This is a genomic window from Streptomyces durhamensis, from assembly GCF_000725475.1.
Lineage (GTDB): Bacteria > Actinomycetota > Actinomycetes > Streptomycetales > Streptomycetaceae > Streptomyces > Streptomyces filipinensis.
Genome location: NZ_JNXR01000004.1, coordinates 186,931 through 210,282, shown reverse-complemented (window position 1 = coordinate 210,282; position 23,352 = coordinate 186,931). Strand labels below are relative to the sequence as shown.

The following is a 23,352-nucleotide window of genomic DNA, read 5'->3' as shown; positions in this document are numbered from 1 at the left end:
GAGGTCGCCGCCCGCAGGGTACGAGCGGAGCAGTGGCGTCGGCGGTCCGGGATGCCGTCGGCGCACCCGGCCCCTGTCCGTGGCCGCCCCGCCCCTGGCACCGGCACGGCAGGAGCCGAAGGGGGTTTCAGCGGCAGACTGGAGGGGAGCGGCTCGCCGTGATGGCGTGCGACGACATTGGGAGGCCGCCGTGCAACTGGAAGAGTTCCTGACCCAGGTCCGCGACCGGGGGGAGTACCGCAGCCGGGACGAGGCCGAGCACGTCTGCGAGGCGGTGCTGTGGGTGCTCGCGACCCGGATCGCTCCGGAAGAGGCCGACGAACTGGCGGCACGGCTGCCCGCCCCCTTGGGCGAGGCCCTGCATCTGGATCGAGGGCGCCCGGAGTCGTTCGACTGCGACGAGTTCCTCCGGCGCGTGTCCGTGCAGACCGGCGCCCGGCCGCGCACCGCGGAGTGGGACGCGGACGCGGTGTTGTCCACGGTCGCCGACGCGGTACCGGACGGGCAGATCCACCATCTCCTGTCCCAGCTGCCGACCCGCTACGCCGAGTACTTCGGGAGGTCGAACCCGCGCTGACAGGCGGCTTCCCGGGCAGGCCCGCCCGTGCTGCCCGTACCGGTCACTCGTCCCGCTGCGTGGCCTCTCCGGACGCGCGCGGGGCGCGCAGCTGGTCGTCGCACCACTGCCTGGCCGCCTCGGCGACGTATTCCAGGGCGCCGGGTTCCCCGAACAGGTGGGTCGCCCCCGGCACGACGGAGAGGGAGTGCGGAGCCCCCAGGCGCCGGGCCGCCTCCTCGTTCAGCTCCAGGACCTGCTGGTCCAGGCTGCCGACGAGCAGCAGGACCGGGGCCCGCACCTGTCCCAGGGCCTCGCCCGCCAGATCGGGCCGGCCGCCTCGCGACACCACGGTCAGCACCCGGTCCGGGCGCTCGGCAGCGGCCACCAGCGCCGCGGCGGCACCCGTACTGGCGCCGAACAGCACGACCGGGAGGCCGCGGGTGTCGGGCTGCGTGTCCAGCCAGTCGATCGCGGCCACGAGGCGCCGGCCGAGGAGCGCGATGTCGAAGCGGTGCTCGCCGGTCAGGGCGTCGTGCCGCTCCTCCCGTTCGTTGAGCAGGTCCATCAGCAGCGTGCCGAAGCCGGCGGTGCGCAGCTCGGCGGCGACCATCCGGTTGCGCGGACTGTGCCGGGAGCTTCCGCTGCCGTGCGCGAAGAGCACCACGGCCCTGGACGCCGCCGGGACGACAAGGTCACCGGGGAGCGTGGCGTCGTTGGTGGGCACGAGAACCATGTCGGAGATCATCGGCTTCACTTCTTCCACGCCTGGCGGTTCGGCGGATCGCGACGACCCGGATGTCCCCCACCCCGCCTCTCCACCATATCGGCCGGACCCCACTGCTGCCGGGTCGCCGTGAGCAGCGGTACGGGGTCGGCCGGTCACCTCGCCTGCCCTGCGGCACCTGCCCCGGCCGGCGGCCTGCGGGGGCCGGCGACGCCGTGATCCGGATCGCGCTCGTACACCGGCCGCCCATGGTCGGAAGGTGAGCATGTCCCCCGCACCGCGGCGGTCCGACAGCCCTGGTATCTGCACATCGCCGTGCACGTACGGGGTCCGGCCTCCTCGGTCCGCCGGGCTGGGCGCGCGGGCGGCGGGGCGTTCTGTTCCGCCTGCTGTGCGGTGCCCTCGCGACCCTGTCCGTGCTGTACGGCGTCCACCTGGCGGCAACTCGCCCACCGGCCACCGTGACGGCCACGCCCGCGGTGCGCACGGGCGGCGGGGACTCACAGATCCTTGCGCATGAGGACACATGTAGTCTCGTACCGGCGGATCACACCGTCCGGTCCTTCCTCGTCCCATGCGTCCGGGGCACTGCCGTACGCGACGTACCCCAGACGCTCGTACAGGGCACGCGCCCGGGGATTGGCCTCCTCCACGGCGAGCTCGGCCCTGCGCAGGCCACGTTCCGCGATGCGCTGTTCGGCGGCCCGGATCAGCAGCGTTCCCAGGCCGCAGGACTGCACGGCCGGAAGCACGCCGAGCTGCCACAGGGTTCCGGCTCCCTCGGACACCTGGTAGTCGACGCCACCGATCGCCACGGGCAGATCCGCAGGCGTGCACACGGCCAGGTAGTCCACCTCGCCCGCCGAGGCGCGCGCCAGCTCCCGCTCGACCTGACGCAGATGGGTGGCCGAGCCGGCCCAGGTACAGGCGGGCAGATCCCGGGGCAGCAGGTCGCGTACGCGGACGGGTATGACGACGGTCGTGTCGCTGGGGCGTGGGGGTGCGGTCGGCCCGGTGGATCCGGTGGGATCGCTCTTGGTTGTCACGGCGTGAGCATGGCGTCCGCGCCGCCGACCCGGCAAAGCATTTCTTCCCCGCCCCCGTGGCGGCGCGCGGACTTCACTCCTCAGCGGAGGGCGCTGCACCCGCGGGGTCGGTGAACTCTCCTGTCCGACCTACCCGTTGATGTCCAGCGCCGTCCCGTAGAGCCGTTCCACCCGCAGGCGGATCACGATCCGGCGCTCGGCGACCTGCTGCTCCAGGAAGGCGGCAGGGTCCTCCGGCTGCGCGGACGGCGGGATCATCGCCAGCAGTTCCCGCCCGACCGCGTCGCCGGGCACCGTCGTGGTCTCGGAGACCTCGGCGGTGCCCTCGGCGACGGCGAAGGACCACACGTCGCCGCCCTGCACATGCAACGCGGCCCGCGGGTCGCGTCGCAGGTGTTTCGCCTTCACACGGTCGGCCGTCGTGGACAGCCGCAGGACGCGGGCCTCGGGGTCCCAGGCGTAGAGCATGGTGGTCAGGTGCGGATGGCCGCTCTGCTTCACCGTGGCGAGGGTGCCGAACCGCTGCTTGGCGAGCAGCTCGCAGAGGGCGTCGTCGGACAGGGGGCGGGGCGCGGGTCCTTGAGTCACGCCGTGATCAACTTCGGCCTGCGTCACCGGTATTCCCGTCCCTCCCCCGGCTCGGGTGATCAACGGGCCGATCCGGTGCCGCGGGAGGCGCCACCCGTGGTGTCAGAGAGCGAGCAGCCCTGCCGCCGTCTCCCGGAAACCGCACGCCTCGAAGTAGAACGGGCGAAGGTGTTCCTCGAAGTCCGCGTGCAGCCACTCGCACCCCGCGGCGCGGGCCCGCTCGGCCGCCGTCGCGACGAGCGCGGTGCCGACTCCCTCGGTACGGCGGTGTTCGGCGACCACCGTGTCCAGGAGGAAGGCGTGCGTGCCCCCGTCCCAGGCGACGTTGACGAAACCGACCAGCGTCCCGTCCTCCCAGGCGCAGACCCAGCCGAGGCTGTGGCGCCGCAGTCGCTCGCGCCAGTCGGTCCGGCCGACCGGATGGCCGAAGCCGGCGGCGTGCAACGCGTCGAGGGCCGCGTCGCCGAACTCGCCCCGCCACTCATAGGTGATCTTCACGTCCGGATCGTAGGCTCACGACGGCGTCGTCCGCTTCCGGCCCGCGCGTTCGTGGGTCACCAGGAGCGTGGTACGGCCGCAGGCGGCGCCGAGGATGTCGGCAAGGACGGCGGCCGCGGTGTCCGGGGCCAGCCACTCGGTGGGTTCGTCGAGGAACAGCACCGGCCACCACCCCATCGGCATCCGCGGCCGTACGCGCCCTCGTAGCCACCGGATGCCACCGGATGCCACCGGATGCCATCGGATGCCGCCGAAGAGTTCCGTCGTACCCACGATCGCCTACGTCACCGTCGACGGGACGGCGCACCCGGTCGACGTCCCCTCGGCACCAGCGTCATGCGGGGCGCCGTTGTCCACGACATCGCCGGCATCGTCGCCCGGTGCGGCGGCAAGGCGCAGTGCGCCACCTGCCACGGCCACGTCGACGCTGCCACCGTCGACGAACCGGAGCCGGCGCGGCCGGACGAGGACGAGATGCTCGACTTCACCGCCGGTCCCCGTCGGCCGCACAGCCGGCTGAGCTGCCGGCTGCGGGTGACCCGCGCTCTGGACGGGCTGATCGTCCATCTCCCGGAACGGCAGGACTGAATCCGGTCGGCGGTGGGCCGCAGACTGGAGGCATGAGCAGATTCGCAGAGGTCATCGTTCTGGCACGGGACGCCGAGGAGGTCATGGAGCCGCTGACGCGCCGGGACCCCGACCGGGAGTGGCATCAGTGCTTCACCCGGGTCGACGACTCCGTCTTCGCCGGCACCGGCGCGGGCTCACGGGAGTGCTACATGTGGGTCGTCCAGTTCGTCCGCCACAACTGGCGGGGACTGCTCGCGCATCTGGAAGCCCTGCCCTGGCCCGACCCGCACTCGGTCCAGGTCCTGGTCCATGACGAGGAGGACGACTGCTTCGGGCTGTGGATGATCTACGACGGCAAGCTCACCGAGGTTCCTCTGCCGCGCACCACGCGTGTGCGGGATCCCCGGGTCAGCGTCACCGGCATGCTCGGCCGAACCGACCGGGGCTGACCGGCCCGGCGGCCGGCCGGCAGCTCCCGAGAGCGGCCGAACCCCTCCTTGCGCTCCCGGATTTGGCCTGAGTGCGCCTGCAAGGAACGCCCCCCGCGAGTCTACCGTCGGGGGGATGTCACGTACGCAGATCGGGGGTGCGTTCGGCCATGCGCAAAGCGGACATGGACGTGTACCGGGCAGGTACGCGGGAATGGAGACGCCGGGTCACGGCGGTCCTTGTGGCACTGGTGGCCGTCGCCGTGGCACTGGCCGGTGCCGGGTCCGGCATCGCGCCGCCGGCCCGGGCAGCCACGGCGGCCGGCCCCGGCGGGCCGAGCACACCCCCGTACACCAAGTGGGGGCCACCGCTCACGGTCCGCACCATCAACGGCCGCAAGACCTACATCGATGCCAACGGCGTGCCGCACGTGCTCGGTTCTCGCGGTGACACGGCGGACGCGGACCAGGCTCTCACCTTCATGAACCGCAGGCTCGCCAAGGACGGACTGGCGTACGACCCCAGGACCAGGACCGGGTCCGAGTACCTCTTCCAGGACGAGACGAACCGCCTGGAAGAGAAGGCGAGTGTCGGCGACGGCGTGGCCGGCACCACCTCGGACATGATCAAGGTCACCTGGAGCGACGGCCGGCTGATCAGCGTCGAATCGGTCGACTCGACGGCCACCGTCCGCACCGGCGCCGACCCCGCCGACCTGGACTCGATCAGCAAGACCATCACCAACAAACTGCCCGGTGGCAGAAAGAGCCAGAGCGGCAACGTGGTCTTCACGGCGACCACGGAGGACCAGGCCAAGGCGGTGGCGGACCGGTTCAGGGGCAATCCCAACGTCCGGGTGATCCACCCCGGTTCCGGCTACGACAGCGGGGAACTGAACACCGAGGCCAAGGGGCTCAGGTCAGCAGCCGGCTCCGTCTTCGTCGGGCCGGGAGACTGCCCCGAGGGCCAGTCGCAGAGCGGCTTTCGGCGGTCCGGCGGCCCCGCCCGCGCCCGGTACGCCGGTTTCGCCGCACGCGGTGCCGTCGGCTGCGGCGAGTCCCCGGCACCCCGCGCGGGCGGCCTGGCCAAGGGGCTCTCCGAGCCCGAACGGGCGCCCGGCGGAATCGACTTCTCCCAGCTGGAACTGCGGTACCTCGCCGATTCCGGGCCGCACGCGGGCGGACTGCGCTACGCGTTCCAGGCCCCCTCGGCCACGTCGCGGCATGGGAGCGCGCTGACGGGGCTGGCCCATGCCGCGCAGGCGTCCGACTCGTTCTTCACCTGGCTGGAACTGGAACCCTCGACCTTCTGGGTCAATCTCAACCCGAACGAGCCCGACCGCATCGTCGACTCCCGGCTCGGCCGGACCGACGCCGGACGGGTGCTGTTGCAGGCGGACCTGACGCTGAAGAAGACGACCGGCAAGCTGATCCACCCGGACAGCGCACTCGGCGCGGACTTCTGGCGAGGGCTCTCGGGGGACTGCATGTCGTTCCGCACATGGATCGTGCCGGCGCCGGCGACGGTGTACACGAAGGGGGATGAGCTGTACATCCTCAAATCGCCGTTGAACGTGCAGATGGAGGCGCAGTACCTCAAGCAGCACGGCAGCTCGGGCGCGGTGTCGTGTCCCAAACAGGCCAGGTCCGTGCAGGATCACAACGAGGCGCTGTTCCGTCGGCTGATCCTGCCCAAGGTGGTCAAGGCGGTGAACACGGCGCCCGAGTACGCCGATCTGCGGCGCGTGTATCTCAGCCGGGTCGCCGCCGAGTGGTACCGGAAGCTCAGTCTGCGCAAGAGCACGATGTACGCGGGGCTGATCGACAAGGGGGACGTCAGCGGCCTCACGACGCGCGAGAACTGGACGCCGATCGACACCTTCCACGCATACGTACGGTCGTACACCAAAGGGGAGTTCAAGGTGACACACCGTACCCGCAAGGGCAACACCCTCTACACGAGGACGTACATCTACGGCGGTGTCGACTTCTCCCGCGTGCCCTTCGCCTCCGTGAGCGATGCTCAGCTGAAGGCGTCTTCTCCCACGCTGACGCGTGATGTGGGCCAGTCCCTGAGGGCGCCGACCACGGACAGGGCGGAGGGGCAGGTCTGGCTCGGCGGAGGGGTACCGGTGGCCGCCCCGGGCAACGCGGCCTCGGGCGCGCCGGACAGCGGGGCGAGCGCGGCACCGAACGCGGGGGCCGCCGTACCGCGGTGGCTGGTGGCGGTGGCCGTTCTCGCCGCCCTGCTGGTGCTGCGCCTGGCGGTACACCGGCGACGGACCGGACGTCGATAGCGCCGGCCGTCGTGGCTTCGCGTGAGCGTGGGGCCGCAGGGCCGCACCTCGCGCGGCCCTGCGGAAGGAGTCCTGCCCGACTCCGACCGCCGGGCAGGACCCCATGTCACCCGCGTCCGCCGCTAGTTGCGGCGCCCCGCGCGATCGTGGGTCACGGAGTCCCGGTCGGCGCCGGGCGCCGATGCGGAACCGCTGGATCCGGCGCCGACCACGGTCACCTCGGCGCGGTCGCCGTGCCCCGGCCACCACGCGGCGTGGCCGATCAGCGCGGTCAGGCTCGGGGTGAAGAACATCGCCATGACGAACGCGGCGACGGCGATGCCGAACGACACCGCGAAACCCATCTCCGTGAGCAGCGAGTTGCCCGCCAGCATCATCGTGGCGAAGGTCGCCGCCAGGATGAACCCGGCCGCGGCGACGGTCGGACCGGCGTGCCGCAGTGCCATGCCGGCCGCCTCACGCGGCTCGCGGCCCTCGCGGGCCTCCTCGCGGAGCCGGGCGATCATGAGGATGTTGTAGTCGGTGCCGATCGCGACCACGAACAGATACATGATCACCGGGAGCATGAACATCAGCCCCGAGTGCCCCTGACCCTCCTGGAAGATCCACACGGTGGCACCGAGGGTGGCGCCGAACCCGAGGCCCACCGAGGCGATCAGGTACCAGGGGGCGACCACGCTGCGCAGCAGCAGGCCCAGGATGACCATGATGAGCAGGGCGGCCACCGGGAAGACGGTGCGGTAGTCGTGGTTGACCGCGGTGTTGATGTCCTTGAAGATCGAGGACATGCCGCCGACGACCGCCTCGGTGCCTTCAGGGGCGTTGGCGTGGGCGACGTCGCGCACCCGTCCCACCGCGTCGATCGCCTTGTCCGTCGACGCCTCGTACTTGAGAGTGACCGTGAAGTCCGCGGTCGTGCCCTCCTTGTTCAGCTGGGTCATACGGGCGGCGGCGACCCCGTCCACGGCCCCGAGCTTCTGGGCGTACGCGGCGAAGGCGGCCTTGTCCAGGGGCTTGCCGTCGGCGCTGGAGAGGTAGACGTCGGTGGGTGCCGCGGCGCCCGCCGAGTAGGCCTTCTGCATCTGGTCCTGGACGACCATCGACTCCTTGGTCTTCGGCATGGAGCCCGAGGCCAGGTCGAAGGTGGCGTGGAAGTCGAGGGTGCCGAGCGACAGCACGAGCAGGATGAGGCCGGAGACCGCGGCAGTCAGCGCCGGGCGGCGCTGCACGCTGCGTCCGAGGGCGGCGAACCGGGCGTTCTCCGGCTCCTTCTGCCAGGACTTGGAGGGCCAGAACACCTTCGGTCCGATGAGCGAGACCACCGCCGGGATCAGGGTGAGGCCCGCGACCAGGGTGGCGGCGACCGCGATGGCGAGCGCCGGGCCCATCTGCTTGAGGAAGCCCAGCGTGGACAGCACCAGCGCGAGGAAGGCGATGATGACCGCGCCCGCCGCCGAGGCGATGGCCTCACCGACCCGGTCGACCGCGTTGATCATGGCCTGCTTGGGTTCGTCACCCGCGCGCAGGCGTTCGCGGTAACGGAACATCAGGAAGAGGAAGTAGTCCGTGCCGACGCCGAACAGCACCACGATCAGGATCGACGAGATCGAGCTGTTGGCCTGCAGGTCGAACAGCTTGGTGGCGTACGCGATCAGGCCGTTGGCGACGGCCGACACGAGGCCGATCAGCACGAGGGGCAGGATCGCCAGGATCGGCGCCCGGAAGATGATCAGCAGGGTCACCAGGATGATCACGAAGGTGCCTATGCCGATCAGCGCCTGTCCGCGCTTGGACGAGTCCTGCTGGTCCAGGGCCTGCGCGGCGGAGCCGCCGAGCTTGACGTCGAGATGTGTGCCCTTGGCCAGCGCCTTGACGTCGTCGCGCATCACCTTGGCCGCGTCCGCCTGTTTGGGCTGGCCGGCGTTCTTGCTGTCCATCTGGACCAGGGTCAGGTCATACCTGCCGTCCTTGGACGGCTGGCCGGGGACGACCTTCTGCACCTGATCGATGTGCTTCTCGCCCAGTTCGGTGGTGATCCGGGCGATGTCCTGTTTGTCGGCGGCGGTCAGCGTGCCGCCGTCGGTGCGCTGGTACAGCGCGATCGCGGACGGCGTGAAGGCGCTGGGGAACGCCTTCTGCTGAAGGTCCGCCGCTTTGATGGATTCGTAACTCTTGGGCAGGAAGCTGCTCTCGTCGCTGTTCGAGGGCAGACTCGGAGCAGTGGCGACGATCGCCACCGCGGCGATCAGCCATGCCACGATCGTCCACACGGGATGTCGGACGACGGTGTTGCCAATACGTCGGAACATGCGGAAGGTCCTCCTGGACAGGAAGATCACCGCAGCCCGGGGAGCGGTCCCTGGCATCGGCGACCCCGAACGGCACGTGGGTGACGAGCCGGTCGAATGGTTGTCTTAAGGCCACATGGTAGTGACCGAATAAGAAGATCATCTCATCAGACACCCCGGGTCACTCAACCGAGAATGAAAGGGAGTTGGGCGGCGACGGCACCCAACCGGGCCTTCTCGGCATCGGTCGGCGCACGGCGCGCGGTACCGATGAGCAGGGCGTCCCGGTCGGAGAACGAGGCGGGGAACGCGGTCCCGGCGATCCTCTCCAGCGACGCGCGCGCCGCCGCGAGGGTCTCGGCGGGCGGCTCCACGGCCGACGGCAGATGTGCGATCAGGTCGAGGTGGTGCAGGGTCCACTCGACCACGTACGCGGACAGGTAGTCACCGGTGGTCAGCACCTCGTCGCGGGTGCCGACACGGACGGCCGGATCGGCGAGCCGGGCCGCGCGGCCCGCGGCCGAACCGACGTCGTCCAGGTGGAACTTCAGCAACCACGGCTCGCCGTATGCGGCGGCCAGCCGAGGGATCAGGGCGTCGAGCGGGTCCTCGCCGGTCGGCGGCCCGACAAGCCTCCAATAGGTGACCGCGTCCACGGTCGGTTCGGTGTCGGCCGGAGTGACCAGGGTGATCAGGACGTCCTGGGCGTCGATGACCAGGTGGCACACCAGGTCCCGTACCAGCCAGCCGGTGCAGCCGGACGGTAGCCCGAAGTACTCGTCCGGGAGTTCGGCGACCGCGGTGAGCAACGCCGTCCAGGAGCGGGAGAAGAGATCCACCGCGGCAAGGTAGTGCGGGCGCGGCCGGGCGGACAAGCGAATTCGGACGGGCCCCGAAGGCGCCCGTCCGTAAGCCGGAGCGAACGGCAGTGGTGGGCGGGCTCACCGCGCCGAGGGCGACAGCCGGTAGGAGCCGGCGAGGTCCCGCACCTCCACCGAGACGACCGCCTGCTCCTCCGCGCCGTCGTCCGTCGGCAGATGCTTGGCGAGCAGCGCCAGGACGCTCTCGGACAGATGCGCCTTCCGCCCCTCGGGGCGGCCGGGCATCAGGCCGATCTCCACGTGCACGTAAGCGGTCTCGCCACCCGGCCCGTCCCCGACGTACGTCGCCACCGGACGGACCAGCGTCTTGCACACGCCCGAGGTACCGGACTCCTCGACCACGAGCGGGTGCAGCTCCTTCACGAGGGCGGAGGGATCGAAGGTTTCGGCCAGGTGGGCGGAGTAGTCGATGGTGAGGTGCGGCATGAAGGACCTTCCCCTGTGCCCGTGGTTTCACTAGGCAACTATTTTCCCTCATGCCTCCACGCGGCTTCACCGCGACCCCTCACGGAGCGTCGCACCGGTGCGCGGCCGGTGCCGGGACGCACCCGGGGTCAGGCGGAGAGGGCCTGGAGGGGCAGTTCTACGACCGCGTAGGCGAGCGGCGCGAAGGCCGCGGCGGCAGCCAGCGTCGCGGCACGTTCCTTGTGGGTGGCGGCCATGAGCAGCGGGATGAGGGCGAAGAGCGCCAGGCACGCCCACGCCTGCCCCGCGTAGTGGAGCTTCCAGGCGTATGTCAGGCCCTCCGCGCCGAAGAGCCCGGCCGGCGCGGCCAGGCCGATGACGCGGCGGCGCGTGTCCCGGCCGCTGCGCCACCAGTGGCCGGCCACACCGAACAGCGGTCCCGCCACACAGGCCATGGCGAGCCACACGAGCGGGAAGAACAGGTTCCCCGCGCCGTCCCGCCCGAACTCGGCGAAGCCGTAGTACCCGACGACGAGCGCGGCCTCCGCGGCCAGGCCGCCGATCGCCGCGCGGGCGGCGGTGACCTCCCGGTACAGCACGGCACCCACGGCGAACGCGACCGCGGACCAGACCGCTCCCGAATTGGCGATCTGCTGCCAGGCTCCGGGGAGCCAGCCCTGGGCCAGGTTGGTGAGAACACCGAGCAGCAGGCCGGCGACCGCCGCTGTCGCCGCGGCACCACCCGCCGCGCGCAATCGGCTCGCCGTTCCGGCCGGGCCGGGAGTTGTGGTCGTCATCGTCGCCCCCACAGGTCCAAGTGCCACGCCGCGCACTATACACAGTGCGTATACACAGCTTGTATACCCGCCGGGCGCACCGCTCCTTCCCCTCCTCGGCAGACCTCGTCTTCGCCGGGATCCCGGCCCCCGCCGCGTTCCGTCAGCTCCGGACGGCATCCGAGGCACGCTCCGACAGCAGCCGCAGTGCCTGCTCGGACGGCGTGCCGGGAACGGCGGTGTAGATCACGACCTGCTGGTCGCGGTCGGCGAGGGCGAGCGCGTCGCAGTTCACCGTGACCGGTCCGACCAGCGGATGCTGGAACGTCTTGCGGAGGGTCGGTTCGGCGGCCACGTCGTGGGAGTCCCACAGCCGGGCGAACTCCTCGCTCCCGGAGCGGAGTTCGCGGACCAGTCCGGTCACCTCGGGATCCTCGGGGTAGCGGGCGGCGGCCGTGCGCAGCCTGCGCGCGGCGTGCCGGGCGAACGCGTCGGCGTCGGAGACGCCGTACAGCCGCCGTCCCTCGGCGCGCGGCCCGAGGAAGGCGCGGCGCGCGAGGTTGCGGTCGCGGCGCGACAGCGCCGAGAAGTCCTCCATCAGGGCGGCGGCCAGCTCGTTCCAGGCGAGCACCTCCAGCGTGGCCGAGGTGACGAAGGCCGCCGACCGCGGCAGCCGGTGCACCAGGTCGAGGATGCCCTGCCGCACCTCGCGCGAGGGCCCGGGCGCGGGGCCCGGCGAAGCACCGGCCAGGAGATGCAGGTGCTCGCGTTCGGCGTCCGACAGGCGCAGGGCGCGGGCGAGTCCGGCCAGCACCTCACGGGACGGGCGCGGGCCGCGGGCCTGCTCCAGGCGCGTGTAGTACTCGGTCGAGATGAACGCCAGAAGAGCGACCTCCTCGCGGCGCAGCCCCGGGGTACGGCGGCGCGGCCCGGCGGACATTCCCACGTCGGCAGGGCTGATCCGCTCGCGCCGGCTGCGCAGGAAGCCCGCCAGTTCTGCTCGGTCCACCCGCCCAGTGTGCGCGCGTGCCGCGAGCCGATCCAGGTACTGCCGGTGCCTGGATGGGCCCCGGGCGCGGGCGCACGCTCGCCGCCATGGACAACACACGGACCACCCGCACCTCCGCCCCGGCCGCGCCGGGCCTGCTGGCCGGCAAGGTCGCCCTCGTCACCGGCGCCGGACGCGGGATCGGCGCCGCCGCGGCGCGGCTGTTCGCCCGGGAAGGGGCCCGGGTGCTGCTCGCGGCCCGCACCGAGGAGCAGCTGAAGGCGGTGACCGAGCAGGTGCGGGCGGCGGGCGGCACCGCCGACCACGTCGTGTGCGACCTGGCCGAGGCGGCGAGCGTGAGCGCCGCCGTGGACCGTGCCGTCGACCTCCACGGCCGGCTCGACATCGCCTTCAACAACGGCGCGACGATCCAGCCGCCCGGCCCCATGGACCGGTTGTCCGAGGCGGAGTTCGACCGGGTGTACACGGTGAACCTCAGGGGTGTCTGGCTGGCCATGGTCGCCGAGGTCGCCGCCATCCGGGCCACCGCCGGGACGGGGGCCATCGTCAACAACTCGTCCATCGGCAGTCTGCGGGGCAATCCCGAGCTGCCGGCGTACGGTGCGATGAAGCGGGCGGTGAACAGCCTGACGGAGTCGGCCGCCGTGACCTACGGCCCGGAAGGCATCCGCGTCAACGCGATAGCGCCGGGCAACACGCTGACGCAGATGATCCGGGCCTGGGAAGCGCGGTCCCCCGGACTTCAGGACCGGCTCACGGCACTCACCCCGCTGCGCCGCGCGGCCGCCCCGGAGGAGGTCGCCGAGGCCGCCGCATGGCTCCTGAGCGACCGCTCCTCCTTCGTGACCGGCACGGTGCTGCGGGTCGACGGCGGCGCACGGGCCTGACCCGGGGCCGGCGGGGCCCGGTCAGCCGAGGCCGAGCACGTTCATCGTGCGCTGGGCCATGCGCTGCTCGCCGAGCGCGTTGGGGTGGACCGGGACGATGTTCTGCCCGAAGAGGAGCGGCTCGATCCACCGGGTGCCGACGGCCTGGCACGCGTCGTGGCCCTCGGACGCCTGCGAGAAGTCGACGTACGTGGCCCCGCCCTCCTCGGCCGCGCGCTCGACGACGGCGTTGAGATGGGCCTGCAGGGCGTGCATGTAGGGCACGTCACCGGAGGCGACCGGCAGCTGGGCGAAGCAGGACGGGTCGGCCTTCGCCGGGGTGATCCACGGATAGCCGAGCACCGCCACCCGGGCGCCCGGGGCCTTGGCCCGGACGGCGCGCAGCGCGGCCTTCAGCGCGGGATAGGTGTGGGTGTCGATCGCGTCGTCGAAGGAGCTGCCGTAGGTGTCCTTGCAGGGGCTGCCCCTGCCTGCGCTGAGGACGCCCGCGGTGCCGCAGGCGAGCATGGCGTTGATGAAGGTGCCGTTGTCGTTGCCGCCGATCGTGAGCGTCACCAGGTCGGTGTTCGCGGTGACCGCGTCCGCCTGCGGGGCGAGACCGGGGTACTGCGACTGGGTGAAGTCCTTCGTCTGGGCGGCGCCGCAGGTGACGTCCGTGAGCCGGGCGCCGGTGCGGGCGGCGAGCACGTGGGGGTAGTTGGCCGTGGAGCGCAGACAGAGGAGATTGCCGGGGTCGACGGGCAGGACACCCGAGGCGGCGCTGTAACTGTCGCCGAGGGCGGCGTAGTTCAGGGTCGTCGTGGCGTGGGCGGGGACGGCGGTGACGCCGAGGACCAGCGCGCCGGCGAGTGCGGAGGTCGCGGCGATGGCACGACGCAGGGCAGGCAGGGACATGTGCTCCCTCTTCTCGGGGTGGGGACACGGATCAGGCGGGCATGGCGGAGCCCGCCTGAACTGGTGCACGAGAATGCGGCTCAGAGCAGCGGAACGTACCGGCCGTCGGGAGGTGGGCGCGCGTGCGCATCCACGGCTACGGCCGCGAAGTGGGGGATCGCGGGATTACCGCTGGGTACTACCGATAGGTAATGTGCGGGTGCGGCACGGCGGAGTCAACGTTGTCGACAGGAATTCTTGAAACACCTACAGAATGATCCGGTCCGTCAACAGGCCTTTCCCGGTGCCCCGACCACTCCTTACGGAGCCATGACGCGGTGGCCGCGTCGCCCGGTCGCGGCGCCGTGCGCGTCTAGCGTGGCCGTATGCGAGTACTGGTCACCGGCGGTGCCGGTTTCATCGGGTCCCATGTCGTCGAGGCGCTGCGGGCGAGCGGACACGAGCCGCTCGTGTACGACGTCCGGACCGATCCGGGCGCCGACGTGCGCGACCACGCGGCGGTCGCCCGCGCCCTGTCCGGCGTGGACGCGGTCTGTCACCAGGCGGCCATGGTGGGCCTCGGCAACGGCGTCGCGGACGCGGCCGAGTACGTCTCCCGCAACGACCTGGGCACCGCGGTCCTGCTCGCCGCGATGGCCGAGGCGGGCGTACGGCGGCTGGTGCTGGCCGGGTCGATGGTGGTGTACGGAGAGGGCCGCTACGACTGCCCTGAGCACGGCGTCGTACGCCCCGGGCCGCGGGCCGCGGCAGACCTGGAGGCGGGCCGCTTCGAACCGCCCTGTCCGCGCTGCGGCGCCCCACTCGTCCCCGGCCTGGTCGCCGAGGACGCCCCGCCCGACCCGCGCAACGTCTACGCCTCGACCAAGCTCGCCCAGGAGCACCTGTCGGCCGCCTGGGCCCGCGCCACGGACGGTACGGCGATCTCGCTGCGCTACCACAACGTGTACGGCCCCGGGATGCCCCGTGACACCCCGTACGCCGGCGTCGCCTCGTTCTTCCGATCGGCCCTCGAACGCGGCGACGCACCGCGGGTGTTCGAGGACGGCCGGCAGCGGCGGGACTTCGTCCACGTACGGGACGTGGCCGCGGCCAACGTCATCGCGCTGGAGGCCGCGCCGCGCCGCGGAACCCTCACGGCGTACAACACCGGCAGCGGCGAGCCGCACACGGTCGGCGATCTGGCCCGCGCCCTGTCCGCCGCCCACGGCGGCCCGCAGCCGGTCGTGACCGGCGAGTACCGCCTGGGCGACGTCCGCCACATCACGGCGGACTCCTCCCGGCTGCGCGCGGAACTCGGCTGGAAGCCGGAGGTGGACTTCACGGAGGGAATGCAGGAGTTCACGCGAACGCACTGAGCGTGTCCGCACCCGCGGGGCGGGCGCGCCGCCGATCATGGCGTTGCTCCCCATGACGTTCGCACGAACCAGTCGAAAGGACAGCCATGTCGCGACGGATCCTGAGGCCGACCCGCGCCCAGGTCGCAGCGCTGCTCACCGCACCCCTGCTCGGCGTGGGCCTGCTCGCCCCGTCGGCCTTCGCGGACACACCGCCGCCCGGACAGAGGGTCGACAGCGGCGAGGTCATCGGCAGGGTCTGCCGGCAGGCGGGCGCGGACCCCGAGGAGGGGTCGGGTCTGTCCTGCGAGAAGGACATCGCGCCGCTCCTGTCGCGTCTCATCGGCCCCGGGAGCGGGATCACCTGCCGGAGCCAGTCCGCGACCGACATCGTCTGCCGCCCGGAGAAGTGACCGCTCACACCTCGGCCGTCGGCAAGGTCACCTCGAAGCGGCAGCCGCCCGGGATGTTGCGGACGCTAGCCCGGCCCTGATGGGCCTCGACGATGCCCCGTACGATCGCCAGCCCCAGCCCCGCCCCGGCGGGCGGGGTCCGGGCGTCGGTGCCGCGCCAGCCGGTGTCGAAGACGCGGGGCAGGTCCTCCTCCGGGATGCCGCCGCAGCCGTCCGTCACCGACAGCACCACACCGTGCGGGCCCCGTTCGGCGGCGACCGCGACCGTACCGTCGGCCGGGGTCCGGCGGATGGCGTTCACCAGCAGGTTCCCCAGCACGCGGCTCATCTCCTTGCCGTCCACCTCCACCGGCACGGGTTCGACGCGGTCGCCCACCAGCCGAACCCCGTGTTCCCGGGCGAGCGGGTCGGCTCCGGCCAGCGCGTCGCCGACCAGGTCGTACAGCGAGATCCTGGCGGGGCTCAGCGGGAGGGTGCCCGCGTGGATGCGGGAGAGTTCGAAGAGGTCACCGACCATGTCGTTGAGCCGTTCGACCTCGGTGCGGATCTGCTGGAGATAGCGGTCGGGGTCGGCGGCCACGCCGTCCTCCAGCGCCTCCGCCATGGCGCGCAGGCCGGCCAGCGGGGTGCGCAGGTCGTGCGAGATCCAGGCGACCAGCTCGCGCCGGGACTTCTCCAGCGCCCGCTCCCGCTCCCGGGATTCGGCGAGCCGGGCGCTGGTGGCCGCCAGCTCGCGGCTGAGGGCGTCCAGTTCGGCGGTGGCCGGGCCGTGCGGGGCGGCGAAGGACCCGGCGTCGCCGAACGAGCGGGCCGCGTCGGTGAGTTCGCGGCTGCGGGCGACGACCCAGCGGCCCAGCAGCAGCGCGGTGACCAGGGAGACCACGGCCGCCATCGCGACGACGGTCGTGACCACGGTCAGGTCGTGCCGGGAGAGGAACATCGCCCAGGCGACGGCGAGCGTACCGGCGAGCATCGCGACGACGCCGACCGCCGCGACCACGGCCAGGGAAGCGGTCAGCGAGCGGCGCCGGATCAGGCGCAGCGCGCCCGCTCCCGCGGCCCCCGCGGCCGCGGCGCCGGCGAAGGCGTAGAGGGCGATGAGCAGGGTGTCACGCATGGTCAGTGCACCGCCCCCGCGGGCTCGAAGCGGTAGCCCACGCCCCACACGGTCTGGATGAGCCGGGGCCGGGCCGGGTCGTCCTCGACCTTGCCGCGCAACCGGCGGACATGGACGGTGACGGTCGACAGGTCGCCGAAGTCCCAGCCCCAGACCTCGCGCATCAGGTCCTCGCGGCTGAAGGCCCGGCCGGGGTGCCGCAGGAAGAAGGCGAGCAGGTCGAACTCCCGGAGGGTGAGGGCGAGTTCGCTGCCGTCCTTGGTGGCCCTGCGGGCATCGGGGTCGACGGTCAGTCCGGCCGCGGCCAGCCGGTACCCGGTGCTGGAGGGGCGGCTGCGGCGCAGCACCGACTCGACGCGCAGGACGAGTTCACGGGGGCTGAAGGGCTTGGTGACGTAGTCGTCGGCGCCGACCTCCAGGCCCAGGATGCGGTCGTCCTCGTCGCCGCGGGCGGTGAGCATGATGACCGGCACGGGACCGCGGTCCCGCATCCGCCGGCACACCTCCAGGCCGTCCATGCCGGGCAGCATCAGGTCGAGCACCACCAGGTCGGGCCGGTGTGCGGCGGCGCGGGTGAGGGCGGTCGGACCGTCGTCGGCGCGGTCGACCAGATAGCCGGCGCGGTGCAGATATCCGGCGACGACCTCGGCGACGGTCGGGTCGTCGTCCACGACCAGGATCCGGGCCGTCTCACCTGCGGACTCGGCCTCGTGGGGCTCGTACAGCGGTTGCATGCCTCCAGCTTCGCACCGCGCCGCCCCCGCCGCCGGGCCGCGGTCCGGGCGTCCGCGTTTCGTAAGGACCAAGGGTCCTGTATGCCTGGTTTGCGTTCGTAGGGTGAAACCGTGACGACCACTTCCACGGACGTCGACGTGGTGCTGCCCTGCCTGGACGAGGCCGAGGCCCTGCCCTGGGTGCTCGGCCGGATCCCGGCCGGCTGGCGCGCCCTCGTCGTCGACAACGGTTCCACCGACGGCTCCCCCGACATCGCCCGCTCGCTCGGCGCGACGGTGGTGCACGAGCCGCGGCGCGGCTTCGGCGCCGCCTGCCACGCCGGTCTGACGGCGGCCACGGGCGACATCGTGTGCTTCTGCGACTGCGACGCCTCGCTCGATCCCTCGCTGCTCCTGCCGTTCGTGCGGGAGATCCGCGACGGCGCGGCCGACCTGGTGCTCGGCCGGCGACGCCCGGAGGGCCGGGGTGCCTGGCCGGCACACGCCCGCGCGGGCAACCTGGCGCTGGCGCGGATGCTGCGCCGCCGCACCGGGCTGCGCCTGCACGATCTGGGGCCGCTGCGCGCCGCCCGCCGCGAGCCGCTGCTCGCGCTCGGACTCACCGACCGGCGCAGCGGCTATCCGCTGCAGATGGTCGTCCGTGCGGCCGACGCCGGCTGGCGCATCGCCGAGCACGACGTTCCCTACCGGCCGCGCACCGGCGCCTCGAAGGTGACGGGCACCTGGCGCGGCACCTGGCAGGCGGTGCGGGACATGAGCCGCGTGCTGGCCGAGACCCCGGCCGACGGGAGGCCCGTACGGTGACCACGCTTCTCGTCATCGCCAAGGAGCCGCTGCCGGGGCGGGTCAAGACCCGGCTCACCCCGCCGTTCACCCCGCGGGAGGCGGCCCAGCTGGCGGAGGCGGCCCTCGCGGACACCCTGCACGCGGTGGTGGCGGCTCCCGCGACCCGCCGGGTTCTCGTCCTGGACGGGGCGCCGGGACCGTGGCTGCCGCCCGGTTTCGAGGTACTGCCCCAGTGCGCGGGCGGCTTGGACGAGCGGCTGGCGGACGCCTTCGCCAGCTGCTTCGGCCCGGCGCTGCTCATCGGCATGGACACCCCGCAGGTGACGCCGGAACTGCTCACCGTGGACTTCGCGGACTGCGACGCGTACCTGGGCGCCGCCGAGGACGGCGGTTTCTGGGCGTTGGGCCTGGCCCAGCCCGCCCCCGCGCTGCTGCGGGGCGTGCCCATGTCGACGCCCGTGACCGGCGCCGTACAGCGCGAGCGGCTGCTGGCCGCCGGGTTGCGGGTGCGTGAGCTGCCCCGGCTGCGGGACGTCGACACCGCCGCCGACGCCCGCGCCGTCGCCGCGCTCGCCCCGCACGGCAGGTTCGCCGCGCGGCTGGCCCGCTGCACACCGGTCACCCCGCGGTGAGCGGCCCGACCGCCGCCCGCGTCGCCTGGGCGGCCGCCGACCCCTACGCGACCGCGCTGCGCACCGGCCGGGGCCCGCTGTTCCTGCGCCGCGCCGACGGCTGGCTGCTGCCGCTGGAGGTGGAGCGCTGGTGCGCCGACGCGGACGCCGTGGACCGGGCGGTGCTGGACCGCTGCGAGGGCGCCGTGCTGGACGTCGGCTGCGGCCCGGGCCGGCTGGTCGCGGAGCTGGCCGCCCGGGGCCGTACCGTGCTGGGCATCGACGTCAGCGAGGCCGCCGTCGACCAGACGGTGCGGCTCGGCGGGCAGGCGCTGCGGCGCTCGGTCTTCGAACCGCTGCCCGGCGAGGGCCGCTGGGACACCGTGCTGCTCATGGACGGCAACATCGGCATCGGCGGGGAACCGTCCGTCCTGCTGGAGCGGGTGGCGGCGCTGTTGCGCCCGGGCGGGCTGCTGATCGCCGAGACCGTGCCCGGCCACGTCGACGAACGCGCCCGGGTCCAGGTGGTCGGCACCGTCGGCGCCCCGCGGGCCGACGGCGCGCCGTTCCCCTGGGCGCGGCTCGGCACGCCGGCCCTGCTGCGGTACGCGCGCAGGGCCGGCTGGCGGCCGGTGGCTCAGTGGGGCGCGGGCGGCCGGTGCTTCGCCGCCCTGCGCACGCGCCTGGCGAGCAGCAGCGCCGAACCGCCGAAGAGCACTGCGGTGATCAGCAGCCAGCGGGCGAGGAAGCCGTCCGGGGAGAGGCCGGTGGCCGACCGGTAACGGCGGTCCGCCATGCCGCTGATCAGTGGGAACCAGACCAGCAGGAGCAGCCCGGACAGCATCGCCGGGACGCGGACGTACAGCGTCCGGTCGCGCCGTCCGGCCGCTCCCAGCCCGCGTACGACCGCCCGGTCGGCCGCCGTGTACAGCGGCAGCAGGACGAGGTCGTGCAGCAGGGCGGCGCCCACGATCCACAGCGCCACGCCGAACCAGTCACCGGCGAACAGCCGGATCCCGGCGTACGCGGCGAGCGCGAACGAACAGGCCAGCAGCAGGAGTTGGAACGGACTGCCCAGGTTCACGCGAGGTGGCATCACAGGTCTCCGAAGGTCAGCCGGGCCACCCACTTGGTGTTGAGCACACCGGGTGCCGCGGGGACGATGATCCGCGCGGGGTGGCCGTGGTCGGGGGACAGTTCCTCGCCGTTGACGTACAGGGCGAGCAGGGAGCGCCCGTCGGCCACCTGGTTGGCGCGCAGGGCCGCGCGGCGGAAGGCCCCGTGCCGTTGCAGGGACTCCACGAGCACGTCCGGCGGATCACCGTCGTACCCCACGAGTGCCGCGAGGTCCCGTAGCCGCACCCCGCGCCACCACTGATCGGCGGTCGACCAGCCCTCCACGCAGGCGATCGGCAACGACGCGCTGTGCTGCGGCAGCCGGAGGAGCTGGGCGCGGCTGAGCCGCACGGTCGTGGTGCGGCCGGTGACGACGAGCCGCCAGGCGTCCTCGTGGGTATCGGCCGCCGTGATGCCGGCGTAGGCGGCGGTCTTGTTGATCTGGAAGCCGTTCGGGCCGCCGCCGGGATCGGCCGTGCCGTGCGGCGCGAGCAGGGCCGTACGGCGGAAGGGGCCGCCGAGGCTCTGCCCGACCGTGGTCAGGAAAAGCAGCAGGGAACCCCCGCCGACCAGTCCCAGCGCGCCGCGCCGGGAGACCGTGGGCGCCGCGGGACGCGGCGGGACCAGGTCGTCGTGCTCCTGCCGCCGGCTGCGCACGGTGCGCACCGCGGCCGGTGTCTTGAGCGCCGCGTGGGCCAGGAACGCGGCGAAGAAGACCCAGGCGCCGTAGAAGTGGAGCGGGTAGAAGGAGCCGGGGAAGACATAGTCCAACTGGACGTTGAGGATCCCGGTGGTGAACTCGAACAGTCCGCCCCCGACCAGCAGCACCAGGGAGATCCGCTCCAGCGCGTGCGCTAGGGAGCGGGCCGGGGGCAGGGTGAACAGCCTCGGCACCACCGACCACAGCTTGGCCAGCAGCACGGGGACGAGGGTGATGCCGAGCGTCACGTGGACGCCCTGGGTGAGCCGGTACAGCCACACCGGGTCGGTGGGCCAGGCGAAGAGGTAGAAGCCCAGGACGCCCTTGTCCGGTGTCTGGTCGTTCACCCGGGCCAGGCCCGGGTTGTAGGCGGCGTACGACACCAGTCCGGTCACGAAGAGCACGGTGATGCCGACGAGCAGGACGAGGCCGAGCACCGAGGTGAACCAGGGGCCGCGCAGCGGGCTGCGCCAGAAACCTGGGGAAGTGGGAAGCCGGGGATGGTCGCGCATGTCCCGACCGTAGGCCGGTGCACCCCCGCAAAGGGGTCCGTGACCGGTGACGAAACGCTGACGTCCTGCCCGGACGGCGGCCGGTTGCCGATCTCCCGCCCTAGCGTTCCGGTGTGACCCGATCTCTTCGCCGCGACCTGTACGCCGCCGGTGCCGCCGTCCTGCTCGTGACGGCGGCCGTCGTCGTCGGCCGGCACATCCAGGACACCCGACACACCCTGTTCGTGCACTGGCCGCCCGTGCTGGCCGAGTGGGATCCGCACATCGGTCCGGGCACCCCGGCGGCCCTGGCGGTGGCGGCTGCTCTCGTGGCGTACGGTCCCGCCGTCGCGGCCCGGCTGCCCTGGCGGGGCCTGCTCGCGGCGGCGTGGGCGAGCGCCCTGGCCTGGATCCTGTCCCTCGCCCTGATCGACGGCTGGCACCAGGGTGTGGCGGTCCGGCTGACCACCCGTGAGGAGTACCTCCGGGTCATCGGCCGCTTCCACGACATCCCGGCGACGCTGCGGGACTTCACGCATCACATCGTCAGCGGCACCCCGCACCCCTGGCCCGCCCATGTCGCCGGCCATCCGCCGGCCGCCACGCTGACCTTCGTCGTGCTGGACCGGATCGGGCTGCGGGGCGGTGGCTGGGCCGGGATGTGGTGCGTCACCGTCGGCGCGACGGGATGCGTGGCCGTGCTGATCGCGATCCGCGCGCTCGCCGACGAGACCCTCGCTCGCCGGGCCGCGCCGTTCCTGGTGCTCGCCCCGGCCGCGGTGTGGCAGGGCACCTCCGCCGACGGCTACTTCGCGGCCGTCGCCGCCTGGACCCTGGCGCTGTTCGCCCTGGCGCTGACCAGGCGGTCCCACGGGTACGCGGCGGCCTCGGGCCTCCTGTTCGGCCTGACCTGCTACCTCTCCTACGGCCTCACGCTCTTCGCGCTCATCGGCGCGGCGGTTCTCGCGCTCGCCCGCTCCGGTCTGCGCGAACGCCCCATGCTCCTCGTGTCCCTGCTCGCCGGACTGGCCGTGCTCCCGGTTACCTTCGGCCTCGCCGGATTCGACTGGTGGACCGCCTACCACCTCCTGGTCACGCGCTACTACCAGGGTGTCGGCGGCACCCGCCCCTACGGCTACTGGATCTGGGCCGACCTCGCCTGTACGGCCCTCATCACCGGTCCGGCCACCGCGGCGGGGCTGCGCCGGACGACGGCGGCACTGCTCCCCCGCACCGGCCTGCGACCTCCAGCGGCCCCGCTCCACTCGACCGGCGCCGGGCGTGCCGCGTCACCGTCCCCCGGGCCGCTGCCGACGACCGGCCGTCAGCGCCGCGCCGCCCCTCTTGCCGAGTCCACCTCCCAGGCCTGCGCGGCGCCGCTCCCGGCCACCGGCCGCCGGCGCCCCGCGGACGCGCGGCTGGCCCTCCTCGTCTCCGCCGCGCTGCTCGCCCTGCTGGTGGCCGACCTGTCCGGGATGAGCAAGGCGGAGACGGAACGCATCTGGCTGCCGTTCGCCCTGTGGCTCCTGCCGGCCTGCGCGCTCCTCCCCCATCCCCGCGCCTGGCTCACCGCCCAGGCCGTACTGGCCCTGCTCCTCAACCACCTGTTGCTGACGGGCTGGTGAGCCGGGGTTCCCGGTGCCCGGTGCCGCGCACGGACCGCTTCCGCGCGCCGGTCTCAGCCGGCATCGGGCAGTGCCGTGGGGCCGCTCTCCTCGTCCGCTCTCCGCCGTGCCCTGTCGGCGTTCTCCGTCCGGATCTCGGTCAGCCAGCGCCAGGGCCGGATCTCGTCCAGGCTGAGCCCCGGACAGGCCAGGTGGTGCGGGATGCGGCACCGGGCACCGCGCAGGGGCTCCTCGAATCCGCCGTTCCAGGCCACCCCGTTGCTGTCGATGTGCCAGCGGTGGCCGCCGGGAACCAGGTGGGCGGGCAGCACGAGGCCGGGTTCGAGGAGCACATGCTGACCCGTGTAGGTGGGGCGCCGCTCCCCGGCCAGACCGCAGTGCGGGCAGCACGGCGGGCTGGGCGGTTCCGGACCGACGGCTCCGTCGAGGGCCGCTTGGGCGCGGTCCGCGTTCTCCCACGAGCGGGGCGCGCCGGGGAGCGGCTGCCGCTGCTCGTCGGAACCGGCCAACGGGATGATGCTGTCGTCGTATACCCCCATGGGCGCCAGCATCCCTGCCCGGACGGCATCCCAGCA

General features: G+C 72.8%; 26 protein-coding genes. 11 read left to right on the top strand and 15 right to left on the bottom strand.

Going from position 1 to position 23,352, the window contains the following annotated elements; genetic code table 11:
- Nucleotides 1-190: 190 nt before the first annotated feature.
- On the top strand, nt 191-577 hold the full coding sequence (locus IO33_RS0107005) for a DUF2267 domain-containing protein (protein ID WP_031161425.1): 387 nt from the start codon (nt 191-193) through the stop codon (nt 575-577).
- 43 nt (nt 578-620) lie between these two features.
- Here the strand turns inward: IO33_RS0107005 and IO33_RS0107000 are convergent, their stop codons facing one another.
- The 5 genes from IO33_RS0107000 to IO33_RS50310 all read right to left on the bottom strand — a co-directional run bounded on the left by IO33_RS0107000 (nt 621) and on the right by IO33_RS50310 (nt 3,592).
- The gene (locus IO33_RS0107000) at nt 621-1,304 is read right to left on the bottom strand and encodes a dienelactone hydrolase family protein (RefSeq protein ID WP_031161424.1); all 684 of its coding nucleotides are present in this window, start codon (nt 1,302-1,304) and stop codon (nt 621-623) included.
- Nucleotides 1,305-1,783: 479 nt separating this feature from the next.
- Complete coding sequence (locus tag IO33_RS0106995; RefSeq protein ID WP_245235731.1) at nt 1,784-2,254, bottom strand: GNAT family N-acetyltransferase; 471 nt, start codon at nt 2,252-2,254, stop codon at nt 1,784-1,786.
- Between the two features lie 204 nt (nt 2,255-2,458).
- A complete protein-coding gene (locus tag IO33_RS0106990) occupies nt 2,459-2,917 on the bottom strand; it encodes a pyridoxamine 5'-phosphate oxidase family protein (RefSeq protein WP_031161422.1) in 459 nt (152 codons plus the stop codon).
- 102 nt (nt 2,918-3,019) lie between these two features.
- Complete coding sequence (locus tag IO33_RS0106985; RefSeq protein ID WP_031161420.1) at nt 3,020-3,415, bottom strand: GNAT family N-acetyltransferase; 396 nt, start codon at nt 3,413-3,415, stop codon at nt 3,020-3,022.
- A 15-nt stretch (nt 3,416-3,430) separates the two neighbouring features.
- The gene (locus tag IO33_RS50310; protein ID WP_157857813.1) at nt 3,431-3,592 is read right to left on the bottom strand and encodes a hypothetical protein; all 162 of its coding nucleotides are present in this window, start codon (nt 3,590-3,592) and stop codon (nt 3,431-3,433) included.
- Nucleotides 3,593-3,751: 159 nt separating this feature from the next.
- Here IO33_RS50310 and IO33_RS43915 point away from each other — a divergent pair, with 159 nt between their 5' ends.
- The 3 genes from IO33_RS43915 (at nt 3,752) to IO33_RS45840 (ending at nt 6,710) form a co-directional block, all read left to right on the top strand.
- A complete protein-coding gene (locus tag IO33_RS43915) occupies nt 3,752-4,003 on the top strand; it encodes a 2Fe-2S iron-sulfur cluster-binding protein (RefSeq protein ID WP_107069249.1) in 252 nt (83 codons plus the stop codon).
- A gap of 32 nt (nt 4,004-4,035) precedes the next feature.
- Nucleotides 4,036-4,434: a hypothetical protein gene (locus IO33_RS0106970; RefSeq protein WP_031161417.1), complete on the top strand. Its 399-nt coding sequence runs from the start codon at nt 4,036-4,038 to the stop codon at nt 4,432-4,434.
- Between the two features lie 149 nt (nt 4,435-4,583).
- On the top strand, nt 4,584-6,710 hold the full coding sequence (locus tag IO33_RS45840; protein WP_157857812.1) for a hypothetical protein: 2,127 nt from the start codon (nt 4,584-4,586) through the stop codon (nt 6,708-6,710).
- A 122-nt stretch (nt 6,711-6,832) separates the two neighbouring features.
- Here IO33_RS45840 and IO33_RS0106960 read toward each other — a convergent pair whose 3' ends face one another.
- The 5 genes from IO33_RS0106960 to IO33_RS0106940 form a co-directional block, all read right to left on the bottom strand.
- Nucleotides 6,833-9,019, bottom strand: coding sequence for an MMPL family transporter (locus tag IO33_RS0106960; protein WP_031161412.1), 2,187 nt, complete (start codon nt 9,017-9,019; stop codon nt 6,833-6,835).
- 164 nt (nt 9,020-9,183) lie between these two features.
- A complete protein-coding gene (locus tag IO33_RS0106955; RefSeq protein WP_031161410.1) occupies nt 9,184-9,837 on the bottom strand; it encodes a maleylpyruvate isomerase N-terminal domain-containing protein in 654 nt (217 codons plus the stop codon).
- A 102-nt stretch (nt 9,838-9,939) separates the two neighbouring features.
- Nucleotides 9,940-10,305 (bottom strand): 5-carboxymethyl-2-hydroxymuconate Delta-isomerase, encoded by a 366-nt coding sequence (locus IO33_RS0106950; protein ID WP_031161408.1) that lies wholly within the window; start codon nt 10,303-10,305, stop codon nt 9,940-9,942.
- Nucleotides 10,306-10,433: 128 nt separating this feature from the next.
- The gene (locus tag IO33_RS0106945; protein ID WP_245235722.1) at nt 10,434-11,108 is read right to left on the bottom strand and encodes a DUF6518 family protein; all 675 of its coding nucleotides are present in this window, start codon (nt 11,106-11,108) and stop codon (nt 10,434-10,436) included.
- 115 nt (nt 11,109-11,223) lie between these two features.
- The gene (locus IO33_RS0106940) at nt 11,224-12,069 is read right to left on the bottom strand and encodes a helix-turn-helix transcriptional regulator (RefSeq protein WP_031161404.1); all 846 of its coding nucleotides are present in this window, start codon (nt 12,067-12,069) and stop codon (nt 11,224-11,226) included.
- An 86-nt stretch (nt 12,070-12,155) separates the two neighbouring features.
- Between IO33_RS0106940 and IO33_RS0106935 the strand changes: the two genes are divergently transcribed.
- Nucleotides 12,156-12,956, top strand: a complete 801-nt coding sequence (locus IO33_RS0106935; protein ID WP_031161402.1) for an SDR family NAD(P)-dependent oxidoreductase — start codon at nt 12,156-12,158, stop codon at nt 12,954-12,956.
- Between the two features lie 21 nt (nt 12,957-12,977).
- Here the strand turns inward: IO33_RS0106935 and IO33_RS0106930 are convergent, their stop codons facing one another.
- Entirely contained in the window at nt 12,978-13,850 is an 873-nt protein-coding gene (locus IO33_RS0106930; RefSeq protein ID WP_031161400.1) for an SGNH/GDSL hydrolase family protein, read from the bottom strand.
- A 365-nt stretch (nt 13,851-14,215) separates the two neighbouring features.
- On the opposite strand from IO33_RS0106930, the gene IO33_RS0106925 reads away from it, so the two are divergent.
- Together IO33_RS0106925 and IO33_RS0106920 are read left to right on the top strand one after the other, a co-directional pair.
- The gene (locus tag IO33_RS0106925; RefSeq protein ID WP_031161399.1) at nt 14,216-15,205 is read left to right on the top strand and encodes an NAD-dependent epimerase/dehydratase family protein; all 990 of its coding nucleotides are present in this window, start codon (nt 14,216-14,218) and stop codon (nt 15,203-15,205) included.
- 86 nt (nt 15,206-15,291) lie between these two features.
- Nucleotides 15,292-15,597 (top strand): hypothetical protein, encoded by a 306-nt coding sequence (locus IO33_RS0106920; RefSeq protein WP_031161397.1) that lies wholly within the window; start codon nt 15,292-15,294, stop codon nt 15,595-15,597.
- Between the two features lie 4 nt (nt 15,598-15,601).
- On the opposite strand, the gene IO33_RS0106915 is transcribed toward IO33_RS0106920, so the two are convergent.
- Together IO33_RS0106915 and IO33_RS0106910 are read right to left on the bottom strand one after the other, a co-directional pair.
- On the bottom strand, nt 15,602-16,714 hold the full coding sequence (locus IO33_RS0106915) for a sensor histidine kinase (RefSeq protein WP_031161394.1): 1,113 nt from the start codon (nt 16,712-16,714) through the stop codon (nt 15,602-15,604).
- Nucleotides 16,715-16,716: 2 nt separating this feature from the next.
- A complete protein-coding gene (locus IO33_RS0106910) occupies nt 16,717-17,448 on the bottom strand; it encodes a response regulator transcription factor (protein ID WP_031161391.1) in 732 nt (243 codons plus the stop codon).
- Nucleotides 17,449-17,559: 111 nt separating this feature from the next.
- Here IO33_RS0106910 and IO33_RS0106905 point away from each other — a divergent pair, with 111 nt between their 5' ends.
- Genes IO33_RS0106905 through IO33_RS0106895 form a run of 3 tightly spaced genes read left to right on the top strand, consistent with a single transcriptional unit; the run spans nt 17,560 to nt 19,627 of the window.
- Complete coding sequence (locus tag IO33_RS0106905) at nt 17,560-18,252, top strand: glycosyltransferase family 2 protein (protein ID WP_031161388.1); 693 nt, start codon at nt 17,560-17,562, stop codon at nt 18,250-18,252.
- Nucleotides 18,249-18,866 carry a TIGR04282 family arsenosugar biosynthesis glycosyltransferase gene (locus IO33_RS0106900; RefSeq protein ID WP_031161385.1) on the top strand — a complete coding sequence of 206 codons (618 nt, stop codon included), beginning with the start codon at nt 18,249-18,251 and terminating at the stop codon, nt 18,864-18,866. Before IO33_RS0106905 ends, IO33_RS0106900 begins: the two co-directional genes overlap by 4 nt.
- Nucleotides 18,863-19,627, top strand: a complete 765-nt coding sequence (locus tag IO33_RS0106895; RefSeq protein ID WP_031161383.1) for a class I SAM-dependent methyltransferase — start codon at nt 18,863-18,865, stop codon at nt 19,625-19,627. Before IO33_RS0106900 ends, IO33_RS0106895 begins: the two co-directional genes overlap by 4 nt.
- Nucleotides 19,628-19,940: 313 nt before the next feature.
- Here the strand turns inward: IO33_RS0106895 and IO33_RS0106885 are convergent, their stop codons facing one another.
- Nucleotides 19,941-21,173, bottom strand: coding sequence for a molybdopterin-dependent oxidoreductase (locus tag IO33_RS0106885; protein WP_031161378.1), 1,233 nt, complete (start codon nt 21,171-21,173; stop codon nt 19,941-19,943).
- Nucleotides 21,174-21,286: 113 nt separating this feature from the next.
- Between IO33_RS0106885 and IO33_RS0106880 the strand changes: the two genes are divergently transcribed.
- A complete protein-coding gene (locus tag IO33_RS0106880) occupies nt 21,287-22,777 on the top strand; it encodes a membrane protein (RefSeq protein WP_031161376.1) in 1,491 nt (496 codons plus the stop codon).
- A gap of 53 nt (nt 22,778-22,830) precedes the next feature.
- On the opposite strand, the gene IO33_RS0106875 is transcribed toward IO33_RS0106880, so the two are convergent.
- On the bottom strand, nt 22,831-23,316 hold the full coding sequence (locus tag IO33_RS0106875) for a DUF6083 domain-containing protein (protein ID WP_031161374.1): 486 nt from the start codon (nt 23,314-23,316) through the stop codon (nt 22,831-22,833).
- Nucleotides 23,317-23,352: the final 36 nt, after the last annotated feature.